This window comes from Streptomyces sp. NPDC001890, from assembly GCF_042891445.1.
In the GTDB taxonomy this organism is placed as follows: domain Bacteria; phylum Actinomycetota; class Actinomycetes; order Streptomycetales; family Streptomycetaceae; genus Streptomyces.
The window spans coordinates 16,399-31,145 of the sequence record NZ_JBIATE010000031.1; the positions used below are offsets into that span (position 1 = coordinate 16,399).

Consider the following 14,747-nt stretch of genomic DNA (forward strand, 5'->3'; position numbering starts at 1 on the left):
GGAGCCGCTGCACGCATGCGGGCTGGCACGATGGCCGTATGTTCCGCCTTCTGCGCCCGCTCGCCGCATCTGTCACCTACACCCGGTGGCTGCATCTCCTCATCCCGGGTGCGGGCTACAGCGTGTGGCTGTTCATCTCGCCGGATTCCCCATGGGTGCCCATGGTCTTCGCGGTACCGGTCGGTCTGGTGCCCGGCATGCGGCTGGCGGAGGGGGTACAGGCGCAACTTCTGCTCGCACCTGAGGAACGGGGCAAGGCCGATGCCAGTATCTCCGCTTCCACGGCCGCCACTTGGGGTGACCGCTGGAGAACCGTGCTGTGGCTGGAGATACGAATGCTGATCGCCGTTCCCGTGGGCTATGCGACGGTGTGGCTGTCGGCAACCGCGGTGGACCTCGTCCTCACCGCCTCCGGCAGCGGCCCGAGCGATCAATGGCTGGTCCGCGGGGTGGAGCCGCACTGGTGGTACGCCCTGCTCGCCCCTCTGCCCCTCCTGCCGCTGCTCGCCGTCGTCGTGTTGAGCGGCCGTCTGATCACCCAGGCCGCCAAGCAGCTTCTCGGCCCCTCGCCGGCGCAGCGGCTGACCGCTCTGGAGGAGCGCACCGAACAGTTGCTGGAGCGCAACCGCATCGCACGTGAGCTGCATGACTCGATCGGGCACGCATTGACGGTCGCGGTCGTACAGGCCGGCGCCGCCCGGGCTGCAAATGACCCGGAGTTCACCGAACGGGCCCTTGCCGCGATCGAGGAGACGGGCCGGGACGCGCTCGACGATCTGGAGCGGGTTCTGCGCGTGCTGCGCGAATCGGGGACGCCCGTGGGGCAACGGCCGACGCTCGTGGAAGCGGACCGGCTCCTGGACTCCGCGCGCGGTTCGGGCGCGAAGATCGACGCTGACGTGACAGGTCCGTTGGAACAGGTTCCGGGCGCGGTCTCCCGCGAGGGATATCGCATCCTTCAGGAGTCCCTCACCAATGTGCTGCGTCATTCCGGTACGGTCCCCGTCCGCGTGCGGATCACCGTCGCCGACGGTGGGCTGGAGTTGGAGGTGACCAATCCGCTCGGTGCCGCGACAGCTGATTCGGCAGCTGTGCAGGGCGGCGGGAGCGGGCTGCGGGGCATCCGGGAGCGGGCGGCACTGCTGGGTGGAAAGGCCGAGACGGGTCCGCACGAGGGGGAATGGCGCGTTCGTGCCAGGCTCCCGTTGGACGGCCTCAGGGTTGACCCTTGACCCCTGCCCCCTCCCCCTGGTTCGTGTCCGGACGTCGCGAGTCGGGCGGGACCTTACGGACACGGCCTGACCCTCGGCCCATCGGTGCGGCAGCGTGACGTCGGATGCGGCAGGCCGTGGGACGGGGGTGTCGGTACACCGGATGCGGGCGGGTGTTCCGGCGACGCGGCGAGGTCCGCAGCTGTCGTCGGGCGCCCACCAGGGGGTGCGGAACAGCGCTTAGGGTGGCCCAATGCCGGTTAGCGTACTTCTGGTCGACGACGAGCCCCTCGTCCGCGCGGGGCTGCGTGCGGTTCTTGAGGCCCAGCCCGATATCGAGGTGGTGGGCGAGGCGGGCGACGGCGCCGCCGTGATCCCGCTGCTGCATCAGCTGCGCCCCGATGTGGTGGCCATGGATGTCAGGATGCCGTTGATGGACGGGATCGAGGCCACGCGGGTGGTGCTGCGTACGGTGCCTGATCCGCCGAAGATCCTCGTGGTGACCACCTTCGAGAACGACGAGTACGTCTATGAGGCGTTGCGTGCCGGTGCGGACGGCTTCCTCCTCAAACGTGCCCGGCCCGCCGAGATCGTGCATGCGGTGCGTCTGGTCGCCGAGGGCGAGTCGCTGCTCTTCCCGGCGGCGGTCCGGCAGCTCGCCGCCGAGTACGGGACGAGCAAGGCGCGCGCGGTCATGGACCGGGCAGCGCTGACCGAGCGGGAGTCCGCGGTCCTGCGGCTGATGGCCCGTGGCCTGTCGAACGCGGAGATCGCTGCCAAGCTCGTGGTCGGCGTCGAGACGGTGAAGACCCATGTCAGTGCCGTACTGGCAAAGTTGGGCGCGAGGGACCGTACCCAGGCGGTGATCGCGGCATATGAATCCGGGTTCGTCGCCCCGGGCTGAATTCCCGGCTCCCGGGAACCGCCCGCGGCCCACGGTCGCCCCGCACCTGGGCAGCGAGTACCATCCGCCTGACATGCGCTAGAGCTGGGAGGACACACCGTGGGCCGGCTGACCGGTGGGGATCCGTCGCTGTTGCGTCGCATCAATTCCGCGGTGGTGCTGCACGCCCTGCGTGGCGCCGACTCCCCGACGCTGACGGACCTGACCCGGATCACCGGACTGTCCCGTCCGACGGTCGAAGGTGTCATGGAGGGGCTCTTCGAGGCCGGGCTGGTCGTCGCGTCGGGGCCCGACGGGGGCGAGACCCGGCGCCAGGGGCGGCCCGCCCGCCGGTTCCGGTTCCGGGCCGAGGCCGGGCATCTGCTCGGCATCGAGATCGGCCCGCACCGCGTCTCCGCGCTGCTGTCCGGGCTGGACGGACGGATCATCGGCGCGGGCGCCCGCGAGGTGTCGGAGACCGCCGGCGCCGATGACCGGCTCGACAAGGTCAGGGCCGTGGTGGCCGACCTCCTGCGGCGGACGGGCGTGGCCAGGAGCAGCCTGCGCGCGGTCGGGGTCGGCAGCCCCGGCATCGTGGAGGCCGACGGGACGGTCCGGCTGGGCACCGCCCTCCCCGGCTGGACGGGTCTCGCGCTGGGCGAGCGGCTGAGGCGCTCCTTCCGCTGCCCGGTCCTGGTGGAGAACGACGCCAATGCCGCGGCGGTCGCGGAGCACTGGAAGGGCGCGGCCACCGAGTCCGACGACATCGTGTTCGTCCTGGCGGGGCTGAGCCCGGGTGCCGGTTCGCTGATCGGCGGACGGCTGCACCGCGGGTTCGGCGGTGCGGCGGGCGAGATCGGCGCGCTGCATCTGCTCGGCCGCGAAGTGACTCCGGAGCGGCTTCTGTCCACGACGGACACCCCGCTGGATCCGCTGGACGAGCCCGCGGTCGCCGATGTGTTCGCGGAGGCCCGGCGCGGCGATGCCCGGGCTCAGGCCGCGGTCGAAAGGTTCATTCAGCGCCTGGTGCACGATGTGGCGGCGCTGGTTCTGGCGCTGGATCCCGAGCTCGTGGTGGTGGGCGGCTGGGCCACCGGGCTGGACGATGTGCTCGATCCGCTCCGCAGCGAGCTGGCCCGCTACTGCCTCCGGCCGCCAAGGGTCACGCTGTCGCTGCTCGGTGAGGCCGCGGTGGCCACCGGTGCGCTGCGGCTGGCGCTCGACCACGTGGAGGAGCAGCTCTTCGCGGTGGAGGGAACGGTCACGGCCCGCCGCTGAGCGCGACGGGCCGTGCATACCGGCGGACGGTGTCTGCCGTCGGATCTGCCGTCGGACGGTGTCTTCCGTCGGACGCTTCCTGTCGGCGTGGACCGGTGGAGCCGCCCCGGTGTCAGGAGGCCCGGCGCTCCTGGTCGTGGTGGCTGATCTCCAGGTCTCCCGAGTCGCCGAAGGTGAGCCGGCAGGTGTCGGCCCGGTATGTGGCGACGGAGAGCGCGGCGGTACCGCCCGCCGCGAGGTAGCGGGTGGTGACGACGAGCACGGGGGCGCCGGGCAGCCGGTCGAGCTCCTTGGCGTCGTCCACACGCGCCGAGCCGAGCTCCACCGACCGGTCCTGGCCGTCGAGGCCGAGACGGTGCAGCTCGCGCAGGACACGGCGGGCCCGGGCAGGCCCGGACGGGGCGTCGATCGCGGAGAGGTCGGGCACGGACGACGACGGGACGTACAGGAGCTCCGCCGCGACGGTCTGCCCGTTGGTCACCCGGATCCGGCGCACGACGTGTATCTGCTCGTCGGCTTCCACGTCGAGCACGGCCGCCACCGAATTCGGCGCGACCGCGGTGGAGCAGTCCACCGGCTGCCAGGCCTCGGCCGTCCCTCCACCGGACCAGTCCCGCTGTGCCGTGGAGACGGCGACTCCGACGCGCGGCGGCGCGACGGTGGTCCCGACGCCGCGGCGACGCTGCAGCCTTCCTTCGAGTTCGAGCTGTTCCAGAGCCTGCCGGAGCGTGGCTCGGGCGACTCCGAACCGGGCGGCGAGCTCACGCTCGTTGGGCAGGATCTCCCCCACCGCAAAGTCCGAGTCGAGTGCCTCACTGAGCACGGTCTTGAGGTGCCAGTACTTCGGCTCCTGCACCGATTCCAGCTGCGTCGTCCCCACCCTGTCCTCCGCAATCACCCAGCGGCTATTCCGCGACGTTATTTATTAAAGGTTCCTGTCTTAACGTTGAGACCATAGGACGGTACACACCCTTGGTCAAGACCAATCCTCGGTCGGTCACGCAGGGAAACGGGTCTCTGCCGCAGAGCGTTCACAGGACGTTCGTGGCGCCGTGGGGCGAGCGCAGCAAAGAGCCCCACGACCAGGCAGGACGTGGGGCTTCGGAGAGGCGCGGCACAGGGCCGCGCGGCCAGGGGCCGGCTACTCCTGCGGGAGGTCGGCGAAGCGGGTGAGCTTGTCAGGGTTGCGCACGATATATACGCACTGGATGAGCCCGTCCTCGATGTCGAGCTGAACAACCGAGTCGACCTTTCCGCCCAGGAACAGCAGCAGGCCGGGCCCTCCGTTGAGTTCCAGCAACCGGTGGTCGAACTCCTCGGCCTGGCCGTGGGCGACGGCGAAGAGGAAGCGGCCGACCTTGTCGGCACTCTCGATGATCCGCAGCGGCGCCCTGGACTTCCCGCCGCTGTCCCCGACGAGCCGCGCGTCGGGTGCGAGCAGGGCCAGCAGTTCCTCGATGTCGCCGCCCGCCGCCGCGGCGAGGAACCGCTCGGTGAGGTCACGGCGTTGCGCCGGGTCGACGTCGTAGCGCGGCTTGCGCTCCTCCACATGACGCCGCGCACGTCCCGCCAGCTGGCGCACCGCGGCCTCGGTCCGGTCGAGGGTGGCGGCGATCTCCGCGTACGGGAAGCCGAACGCCTCGCGCAGCACGAAGACGGCCCGCTCCAGCGGCGACAGGGACTCCAGGACGACCAGTACGGCGACCGATACGGAGTCGGCCAGCACCGCCTGCTCCGCGGTGTCGGGCACGGACGGACCGAAATCGGTGACGACCGGCTCCGGCAGCCATGGCCCCACGTACGACTCGCGCCGCGACTGCACCTGGCGCAGCCGGTCGATGGCGAGGCGGGTGATGATCCTCACGAGAAAGGCGCGCGGCTCCCGCACGTCCTCACGGGAGGTGGCGGACCAGCGGAGCCAGGCCTCCTGGACCACGTCCTCGGCATCGGCGATCCGGCCCAGCATGCGGTAGGCGACGCCGGTGAGCACGGGGCGGTGGCTCTCGAAGACATCGGTCGCGGTGTCGGCTGTCACTCCCCCATCCCAGCCGACCCGCCGCACCCTGTCCAGCGCGAATCGCCCACCCCTCTTGAACTGCGGGCTACTGAACGGTAATTGTTGTTGACAAGACGTCTAAGTCGCCTTCAGGCATGGCCCCTTCATGCCGGATCACCCCGGGAGCACCAGCATGGCCACCACGGTCTCGTTCAGCGTCGACTCACCGCAAGGGCCCCGGACGGTGTCCGTGGCGTACGAACGGACCGGTGCCGGCGAGCCGCTGCTCCTGCTCCACGGCATCGGCCACCACCGTCAGGCCTGGGATCCGGTGCTGCCCGTGCTCGCCGTGGAACGGGACGTGATAGCCGTCGACCTCCCCGGCTTCGGTGTCTCGCCGGAGCTGCCCGAGGGGCTGCCGTACGACCTGCCGACCGTGGTCGAGGTGCTCGGCGCCTTCTGCGAGGCGATCGGCCTGGACCGGCCGCATGTGGCGGGCAACTCGCTCGGCGGTCTGCTGGCGCTGGGGCTCGGCCGGAAGAAGCTCGTGCGGTCGGTGACGGCACTGTCCCCCGCCGGTTTCTGGTCCGAGGGCGAACGACGCTATGCGTTCGGGACGCTGCGGGCCATGCGGCGGGCCGCCTTGTCGATGCCGGTCCCGCTGATCGAGCGGCTCTCGCGCAGCGCGGCCGGGCGCACGGCGCTGACCAGCACCATCTACGCCCGGCCCGGCCGCCGTTCACCCGACGCCGTCGTCGCGGAGACCCTTGCCCTGCGCGAGGCGACCGGCTTCCACCAGACACTCGCCGCCGGGGGAGGCGTCGCGTTCACCGACGACGTGCCGGGACTGCCGGTGACCGTCGCCTGGGGCAGCCGGGACCGGATCCTGCTGCGCCGGCAGGGGGTCAGGGCCAAGCACACCATCCCCGACGCCCGGCTGGTCCGGCTTCCGGGCTGCGGTCATGTGCCGATGAACGACGATCCGGCGCTGGTGGCACGCGTCGTTCTCGACACCAGCCGCTGACGACGCGCCGGGCGCCCGATCCGTGCGCCGGGCCGCTTCGCTCCGGGACAGGACACCCGATCCGAGGGCGACCCCCAGCCCGACCAGAAGGCTGCCGCCGACCTGTGCGATGCCGTACGAACCGGCGCCGACGAGCGGTGCGGTCAGCGCGGCGGAGACGGGGATCAGGCCGGAGAAGAGCGTGGCGCGCTCGGCGCCGATGCGCTGCATGCCCATGTACCAGCAGACGAAGCCGATCACGGTGACCACGGCCGCCTGCCACAGCAGCGCGAGCGCCTCCGTCACGGTGGGCGCCCGCAGCACACCGCCGCCGTCCAGGACCAGGCCGAGGCAGACCGACTCCGCGGCGGCGATGGCGCAGACCGTGGCCGACAGCAGCTTCGGTCCCAGCGGCCGCAGGACCGGCACGGCGAGGACGGCGAATCCGACCTCGCCCGCCAGCGCGCCGACCGAGCAGAGGACGCCGGCCACGTCCGTACGGCCCCAGCCCTGGACGACGAAGGCCCCGGCGGCGACGAGCGCGGCCGCGTACAGGACCGTACGCGTGGGCCGGCGGCGGTCCATGAGCGGCGCGAGTACGGCGACGAAGATCGGGGCACAGCCCACGAACACCCCTGGAACGGCGGGTTCCGCAGATCGTTCCGCGCCGAGCACGGCAAGGTTGAAGCCGACCATTCCGATGGCTGCCAGCAGCGCGAGCCGTCCCCACTGGCGCCGGGTGAGGGTACGCAGCACGGCAGTCGGCCGGGACCGATCGCCACGGGTCAGGAGGAGTACGAGCAGGAGCGCCGCGAGGCCGTAGCGCAGCGCCTGGCCGCCCGCGTACGGATACTCGCCCAGGACACTGTTGGCGGTGAAGGAAGCACCCACGAGGATGCAGGCGAAGGCGGCCAGGAGCGCCCCGCGCAGAGAGCTGACGTTCATGGAATCGACGCTAGGCAGCCGGGCGGTCCGGTTTAAGGTCCACTTCCATGATGTCTTCGGGGACCAATTCGCGGTCGGAGCGCTCAGGGGGTGGGGAGTTCGCCACCGCTGCATGGGAGTTGCTGCTTCCGGCCGCCGCGGAGCCGGCCCGCCGGCGCGGTCGCGCCCTGCAGTCCGCCCTGCGCGAAGCCGTGCGCTCCGGCCGTCTCGTTCCGGGTACGAGGCTGCCGTCCAGCCGGGCGCTCGCAGCCGATCTGCGCGTGTCGCGTGGGCTGGTCACCGAGGCGTACGAGCAGCTCACGGCCGAGGGCTATCTGCGCAGCGGACGTGGTGCGGGCACCTGGGTCGGCGAAGGGGTCCGCGCTCCGGTGCCGAAGGCGCGTGATCTCGCTCCGCGTGCCGAGGACGTGAGCGTGGACTTCCGGCCCGGGACGCCCGATCTCTCACTGTTCCCGCGCAGTGCCTGGGCCGCCGCCCACCGCTCGGTGCTCGGCCGGCTGCCGCACGGCGCGCTCGGCTACCCCGATCCGCGCGGGCTGCCCGGTCTGCGGGACGCCCTGGCCGCTCTGCTGTCCAGGCGCCGAGGGGTGGTCGCGGATCCGGAGCGCCTGGTGGTGTGCTCCGGCGTGGCGCAGGCGACGACTCTGCTGGGGTTCGTACTGCACGGGCGCGGAGCACGGTCCGTCGGTGTCGAGGATCCCGGGAGCCCCGAACACTCCGCGCTGTTCGCGTCCGCGGGCATCACCACCGTCGCTCTGCCGCTCGACGACGAAGGGCTGGCGGTCGAGCCCCTCGTACGCTCCGGCGTGCGCGCCGTGGTCACCACGCCGGCGCACCAGTTCCCCACCGGGATCGCCTACTCCGCCGCCCGTCGCGGCCGGCTGCTGGAGTGGGCGCGTGCCACCGACGGGCTGATCATGGAGGACGACTACGACGGCGACTTCCGCTACGACCGCGCACCGGTCGGCGCGTTGCAGGGGCTCGACCCGGAACACGTCGCGTACACCGGCTCGGTGAGCAAATCGCTGGCTCCCGGGCTCCGGCTGGGCTGGCTGCTCGCACCGGCGGCCATGACCGACGAGATCATCGCCCGCAAGCGCACGATGGATCTGGGCAATCCGGCCGTCGACCAGGCGGTCCTCGCCGACTTCATCACCCGGGGCGGCTACGACCGGCAGCTGCGCCGCTGCCAGCGCGCCTATCGCGAACGTCGCGACACCCTCACGTCGATGCTGGCGGAACACTTCCCCGGAACCGAGGTGAGCGGCATCGCCGCGGGTCTCCACATCATCGCCGCGCTGCCCGAGCGGTACGGCCCGGAGCCGGAGTTCCTGGCCCGTGCGGCCGATGCCGGAGTCGCCCTGCGGCCGCTGAGTGCCTGCGGCACCGTGCGGAGCGAGGACGGGGCGGTACGCCTGGTGCTCGGTCACGCCCATCTGGCACCGAGTGACATCGAGCGGGGCGTACGTCTGCTGGCGGCGGCGCAGCGGGAGTCGGAAGGACCGGCCACCGACGGGGGCCGTGGCCGGGTGTTCATCTGAGGTTGGTGTGCGCGCCGCCGACGGGAACAAGGGTGGAGTCGATCGACCCGTCACCCGCTCGTCCCGCCGACCACGCCCCGGAGGCGCCTCGATGTCGTACGCTCCGCGTTTTCCGTCCCCCGCCCGTCGCAGTGTGCTGCGCGGTTCGCTCGCCGCGTCGGCCGCGCTCGCGCTCCCCGCGGTGGGCGCGGCGGCCCCCGCCTTCGCGTTGTCCGGCCGGCCGCGCGCGGCATGGGGTGTGCAGGTGGGCGATGTCACCTCGTCGTCCGCGCTGGTCTGGGTGCGGTCGGACCGGCCGGCCCGGATGATCGTGGAGACAGCGGCGACGGAGTCGTTCCGGCGGGCCCGCACCTGGCACGGTCCGCTCGTCGGTGCCGGCACCGACTTCACCGGAACGACCCCGCTGTACGGGCTGCCGCCGGGCGAGCAGGTGCACTACCGGGTGACCCTCGCCGATCCCCACGACCCGCGCCGTACCGGGGAGCCGGTGATCGGGACCTTCCGGACCGCGCCCGCCCGGCGTCGCGACGGGGTGCGCTTCCTGTGGTCGGGCGACATCGCGGGACAGGGCTGGGGCATCAACCCGGACATCGGCGGCTACGCCGTGTACGACGAGATGCGGCGCCTCGATCCGGACTTCTTCCTGTGCAGCGGTGACAACATCTACGCGGACGGGGTGATCGAGCCGAGCGTGACGCTGCCCGACGGGCGGGTCTGGCGCAATGTCACCACCGAGGAGAAGGCGAAGGTCGCCGAGACCCTCGCCGAGTACCGCGGCAACTTCCGGTACAACCTGCTCGATCACAACCTCCGTGAGTTCAACGCACAGGTCCCGTCGATCGTTCAGTGGGACGACCACGAGGTGCGCAACAACTGGTATCCGGGGCAGATCCTCGACGACGCCCGGTACACCGAGAAGAACGTGGATGTGCTGGCGGCCCGTTCGATGCGGGCGTTTCGCGAGTACTTCCCGGTGTCCACGCTGCACGCCGCTTCCGGGGAGGGCCGGATGCACCGCGTGGTGCGCCACGGTCCGCTGCTCGATGTGTTCGTGCTCGACATGCGGTCCTTCCGCAACGCCAACTCCCCCGGCCGGCAGCCCGACGACACGACGGGCATCCTCGGTGCCGAGCAGCTGCGGTGGCTCAAGCACGAACTCTCCCGCTCGCGCGCGGTGTGGAAGGTCATCGCGGCGGACATGCCGCTGGGGCTGGTGGTCACCGACGGCGCGACGGACTTCGAGGCGGTCGCGCAGGGCGATCCCGGGGCCCCGCTCGGCCGTGAGCTGCAGATCGCGGAACTGCTGCGGTACATCAAGCACCGCCGGATCACCGGCACGGTGTGGCTGACCGCGGATGTGCACTACACGTCGGCGCAGCATTACGAGCCCGAGCGTGCGGTGTTCAAGGACTTCGCGCCGTTCTGGGAGTTCGTGTCGGGGCCGCTGGCCGCAGGCCAGTTCCAGGCGAACGCGCTCGACGCGACGTTCGGTCCCGACCGGGTCTTCGTGCGGGCGCCGGACCGGGCGAACGTCTCGCCGATGGAGTCGCCGCAGTACTTCGGGGAGGTCGACATCGACGGCGACAGCGGCGAGTTGGCCGTGCGGCTGCGGGCGCAGGGCGGCTCCGTACTGTTCAGCAAGGTGCTGCAGCCGGGTCGCGTCGGCCAGTGAACCGGCGCCCGGCGACCGGCCCCCGGACGATGACCGGGGGCCGGTTGTCAGTGGTGGGATCTACGGTTTTTCCATGACCCGATCCGTTCAGGCATTGGCCTACGCACGCCCGTCCGCCCTGGAGTCCTCGCAGTCGGGGCAGCTCCTCGGGCTGGAGACCTCCGGTGGCCTCACACCGAGGGGTGCCGAGTCCCGTCCCCGGTTCTTCTCCGGATTCCTCACCTCACCGGGGATCGCCGCCCGGGGCCTGCTCGCGGTGGCGGACGTGGCGTCCACGCGCTACTACCAGCGCACCCTGCCCGCGTCGCTCGACCCGGTGGTGACGGGCAACGGAGACCGGCTGCGTTTCGAGTCGTTCTCCGGCTGCTGCGGGGTGTACGCACGCCTGGACGTGCTGCAGGACGGACTGGACGGGGCGCGGACGGGGCACGGCACGACGAATGTGGATGTCAACAATCCGCTGCGGGAGGCGCTTTCACGGATAGCGGGGGACGATCCGCTGCATCTGCGGGTGGGCCCGGACGAGATGGCCGTCACCACACTGGACGGCCCGGTCGTGGAGAAGAAGGTGCCGCTGCCCGACCGGTGGTTGCGCGGCTTCGCCGAGGCCCAGGTGGTGTCGGCCGGTTTCGATCTGCGGGCCGAGCTGCCGGCCGCCGAGGCCGTCCGGTTCCTCCGTTCGCTGCCGCGTTCGGGGAACGCCTCGCGGGGTGCCCGATGGGTGGTTCCCGCCGGGAAGACGCTTCGGCCGACGACCCGGCCGGTGGCCGGGGCGGTGTGCCTGCCGGGGCCGGAGCGGTTGGTGGCGCTGCAGCGGGTGCTGCGTCATGCCACGTCGCTGCGGGTGTACGGGCCGGTCGCCGACGGGGCGGCGACCGCGAGTGCCTGGGAGGTCGTGCTGCCGGGCATGCGTCTCACGCTGACGCTCTCGCCCGATGCCTCGCGCGGATTCTCGGGCGAGGGCGGTGTCCTCGACGCGCTGGCCACCGATGACGCGGCGGCCGACGCCGAGCTGGTGTCCGTGCTGCTGGCCTGGGAGCCCCGGATCGACACCGCCGACCTGGCGGAGCAGTCGGGCCTCACCGTGGAGCGGGTTCGGGCCGCGCTCACCCGGCTGGGGACGGCGGGCCGGGTCGGGTACGACCTCGCGGACGCGGCCTACTTCCACCGCGAGCTGCCCTACGACGCCGACCGGGCCGAGCGGCACAATCCGCGCCTCGTGGCGGCCCGGCAGCTGGCCGGCTCGGGTGCGGTCGTGCTCGACCAGGACGTGGCAGCCGTGACCTCGGGAGAACGCCGCTATCAGGTGAGGGAGAAGGACGGAATGCTGAGCTGCACCTGCCAGTGGTGGGCGGACTACCGAGGGCGGCGGGGCCCGTGCAAGCACGCCCTGGCCGTCCGTATGGTCCGTCGCGGCACCCCGGTCGTCGGGGGTGTGCGATGAAGGAACTCCTCACCACTGTAAGGGAATTGCGCGCGCACGAGGTGCCAGACGTGCTGGCCGGGATGGACCGGACGGAACGCAGAGCGGCGTTGGCCGAGCTGAAGGCGCTCCGCAAGGAGGTACGTGGCTGGAACTGGGACAAGCAGGACCGGGTCCGCAGGGCCTTGCTGGTGGCCGGGGCGGGCTGTCACACCGGCGCCGCGGGATGTGCCGCCTGGATCGGCGGCCGGGATCTGGCCGGCTGGAACCGCCAGCCCTACCCGCTGGTCCTCGCGGTCCTGGCGGACCGTGACCCGGAGTGGCTCGGTGACGTCGCGCATCGGCTGGCGGCCCGGCCCGCGACCGCGCAGATCATGTACGAGCTGATCTCGGGACTGGTGAAGAAAGCGCAGTGTCCCGTGCCCACGACGGATGGTTTCGTGCTGGGCTGGGCCGAGGCGATCTCGATGGCGCAGTGGCATCGGCGCAAGAAGCGGCCACTCGTCGAGGTGCTCCGCAGCGACCCGTACGCGTCCGCTCTCCTGCCGCGGATCTTCGAGGTGCCGGAGCTGCCGTCACAGATGCTCTGGCCCGACGACGCGAACGATCCGTGCCAGTGGGCCACCACGTTGGCCTCTCTCCCGAAGGAGGGCCTGCTGGAACGGTCGGTGCTCGTCGACGGTTGCACGACCCGGCTGTTGCGTGGCGGCAAGCTCAGCGAACTGCGCTTCTTCCTCGGTCTTCTGCGCAAGCTCGAACTCACCGAGCAGGAGGAGACCGAACGGCTCGCGGACTGGATCGGGATGGCCGCCGACGGCGCCTCCACCGTGGCGGGTCACGCCCAGGGGGTGCTCGCCCGGCTGGACGGACGCGGTGAGCTCTCCGTGCGGACGCTGGCGGACGTCTCGGCATCGGTGCTGTTCCGCACCGAGAAGAAGCTGGTCCGGTCCCAGCTCGTGCTGCTCGGCAAGGTGTTGCGCCGCGAACCGTCGGCGACCGACGAACTGCTGCCCGTCGTCGCGGGTGCTTTCGAGCACGAGGACATCGACATCCAGGAGCGGGCGCTCAAGCTCGTGGCCCGGTATCTGCCCGCCGCCGGGGGCGCGGTGCGGGAAGAACTCGCCCTGTCGGCCGCGCTGCTGGGGCCGGCGCACCGCACGAGGGTGGCCGAGGTGTTCGGCGGTCCGGCGGCCGGGACGCCCGGCAGGCAGGAGTACGAGGAGCTGCTGCCCCCGGTACCGGACCCGCAGCCCCTCGATCCCGCACCTGCGACGCTGCCCGAACTGGTCGAGGAGGTGGTGACGCTGATCAGAACGACGACGCCGGACGTCACCTCCTTCGAGCGGGCCCTGGACGGGCTGGTCCGCCATGCCCACAACGACCGGCCGGCGTTGACGGACGCGTTGCGCGAGGCGCTGGCGGGTGAGTGGTGGATCGAGAACGAACCGCTGTCACAGACCGAACGGCAGCTTCGCTCGGACGTGGAGATCAGGCTCGTCGTGGCCACGCTGCTCGGACGGGTGTCGGCACGGGCCGTGCAGGAGGAGCGTGCTTCCTGGACCGGCACCGGGACCTGCGTCCACGCCGCACTGAACGGGATCCTGAGAGCCCGGCTGTGGGAGGCGGCCGACGCGGTGCTGAGCGGCTCCACTCCGTTCCTGCTGGCCGTCCCCACCTGGCACACCGGCTCGCTCGACCCGGCGGTGCTGGTCGAGCGGTTGCGTGCCTGCCGGCAGCTCGGGGTGCGGCCCGGCGAGGCCGACTTCACCCAGGCCCTGCTGCGGGTGCGCCGCAGGGATCAGCACGGGGCCGCGGAGGCGGCGGCGCTGCTCGGCACCCCCGAAGGCGACCGGCTGGCCGCATGGCTGCGGGCCGACGAGCCGCTCGCGCGGGTGCACCGCTTCGCTCTGGAGAAGAAGGTCCGGGAGGGGCAGGCGGTCGTCCGGTCGTCACGCCCCCTGATGGCCAGCCAGGAACGCCCGTTCGTCCAGGAGGAGTTCCCTCGTTCCTTCCACTGGCTGGGCCGGCCGCAGGTTCCGGGACACCACCACTGCTACCACTGGGACGACCACCCGGACCAGTGGACCGCCACCCTGCCCGAGGACGCCGAGACCCTGGCCGCCTGGCTGCTGCCGAACGTCGCAACCGGTGTGATCGAGGAGATACGGGACACCCTCGGGCCGCTCGTACTGCTCGCCGAACTCGACGCGCCCGCGGGCGAGGCCGTCCATCTGATGGTGGCGTACGCGCTGGGGGCCCGGCATCCGGAGGACCGGCTGTCGGCGGTGGACGCCCTGCTGATGCTCGCCACCCGGCAGCAGCTCGACGCGGCGCTGCTCGGCGAGCAGTTGGCGCACCTTCTCGGGAACGGTCTGATCAAGCCCAACCGCCTCGCGGATTCCGCCCGTACCGCGGCCGCCACCGGCGCGTACCGGACGGTGCTGACCGCGCTGACCGGCGCCCTGCCCGGGCTCCTGGCGCAGGAGAAGGCGCCTCGCGGACTGGGCGACCTGCTCTCCGTGGCCGCCGAATGCGTGGAGCACTGCGGCGCGGTGGGTGGTGGGGAGCCGATACCCGGGCTCGCCGAAACGGCCGCACGTGGCGGATCATCGCAGTTGGTACGTCAGGCGGTCCGGCTGAAGGCCGCGTGGGAGCAGGGCTCGGAACGGGCGTGACAGCCCAGCGCCGAAGCGGCCGCACCTCTTGTCACCAATAAGACGAAAGCGGGCAATAAGGGACTAGATCCACACTTAACCCATCAGTCACAGAGTGTTCGTGGTCAGGCAACAACACTC

10 protein-coding genes and 1 pseudogene are annotated in these 14,747 nt (G+C 71.6%); 8 read left to right on the forward strand and 3 right to left on the reverse strand.

Annotation, left to right across the window (positions count from 1 at the left end; translation table 11 throughout):
* The first annotated feature begins 38 nt into the window (after positions 1 to 38).
* From ACFYY1_RS37530 to ACFYY1_RS37540, 3 genes are all read left to right on the forward strand, one after another.
* Complete coding sequence (locus ACFYY1_RS37530) at positions 39 to 1,232, forward strand: sensor histidine kinase (protein ID WP_388593878.1); 1,194 nt, start codon at positions 39 to 41, stop codon at positions 1,230 to 1,232.
* Positions 1,233 to 1,464: 232 nt separating this feature from the next.
* A complete protein-coding gene (locus ACFYY1_RS37535) occupies positions 1,465 to 2,115 on the forward strand; it encodes a response regulator transcription factor (RefSeq protein WP_072489065.1) in 651 nt (216 codons plus the stop codon).
* Between the two features lie 99 nt (positions 2,116 to 2,214).
* Positions 2,215 to 3,372, forward strand: coding sequence for an ROK family protein (locus ACFYY1_RS37540; RefSeq protein WP_388593768.1), 1,158 nt, complete (start codon positions 2,215 to 2,217; stop codon positions 3,370 to 3,372).
* A 112-nt stretch (positions 3,373 to 3,484) separates the two neighbouring features.
* Here ACFYY1_RS37540 and ACFYY1_RS37545 read toward each other — a convergent pair whose 3' ends face one another.
* Together ACFYY1_RS37545 and sigJ are read right to left on the reverse strand one after the other, a co-directional pair.
* Positions 3,485 to 4,252 carry a GntR family transcriptional regulator gene (locus ACFYY1_RS37545; RefSeq protein WP_388593771.1) on the reverse strand — a complete coding sequence of 256 codons (768 nt, stop codon included), beginning with the start codon at positions 4,250 to 4,252 and terminating at the stop codon, positions 3,485 to 3,487.
* A gap of 261 nt (positions 4,253 to 4,513) precedes the next feature.
* Positions 4,514 to 5,407, reverse strand: coding sequence for an RNA polymerase sigma factor SigJ (gene sigJ / locus ACFYY1_RS37550; protein ID WP_388593773.1), 894 nt, complete (start codon positions 5,405 to 5,407; stop codon positions 4,514 to 4,516).
* A 154-nt stretch (positions 5,408 to 5,561) separates the two neighbouring features.
* Here sigJ and ACFYY1_RS37555 point away from each other — a divergent pair, with 154 nt between their 5' ends.
* Positions 5,562 to 6,392, forward strand: coding sequence for an alpha/beta fold hydrolase (locus ACFYY1_RS37555; protein ID WP_388593776.1), 831 nt, complete (start codon positions 5,562 to 5,564; stop codon positions 6,390 to 6,392).
* Positions 6,393 to 6,467: 75 nt separating this feature from the next.
* On the opposite strand, the pseudogene ACFYY1_RS37560 reads toward ACFYY1_RS37555, so the two are convergent.
* Positions 6,468 to 7,430, reverse strand: a pseudogene (locus tag ACFYY1_RS37560) (DMT family transporter); the annotation flags it as partial.
* On the opposite strand from ACFYY1_RS37560, the gene ACFYY1_RS37565 reads away from it, so the two are divergent.
* From ACFYY1_RS37565 to ACFYY1_RS37580, 4 genes are all read left to right on the forward strand, one after another.
* On the forward strand, positions 7,364 to 8,857 hold the full coding sequence (locus ACFYY1_RS37565) for a PLP-dependent aminotransferase family protein (protein ID WP_388593779.1): 1,494 nt from the start codon (positions 7,364 to 7,366) through the stop codon (positions 8,855 to 8,857). The pseudogene ACFYY1_RS37560 and the gene ACFYY1_RS37565 sit on opposite strands and share 67 nt — an antisense overlap.
* Before the next feature lie 91 nt (positions 8,858 to 8,948).
* Positions 8,949 to 10,529, forward strand: a complete 1,581-nt coding sequence (locus ACFYY1_RS37570) for an alkaline phosphatase D family protein (protein WP_388593780.1) — start codon at positions 8,949 to 8,951, stop codon at positions 10,527 to 10,529.
* A 73-nt stretch (positions 10,530 to 10,602) separates the two neighbouring features.
* Entirely contained in the window at positions 10,603 to 11,973 is a 1,371-nt protein-coding gene (locus tag ACFYY1_RS37575; protein ID WP_388593781.1) for an SWIM zinc finger family protein, read from the forward strand.
* Positions 11,970 to 14,627, forward strand: a complete 2,658-nt coding sequence (locus ACFYY1_RS37580; protein WP_388593784.1) for a DUF6493 family protein — start codon at positions 11,970 to 11,972, stop codon at positions 14,625 to 14,627. Before ACFYY1_RS37575 ends, ACFYY1_RS37580 begins: the two co-directional genes overlap by 4 nt.
* The last annotated feature ends 120 nt before the right edge of the window (positions 14,628 to 14,747 follow it).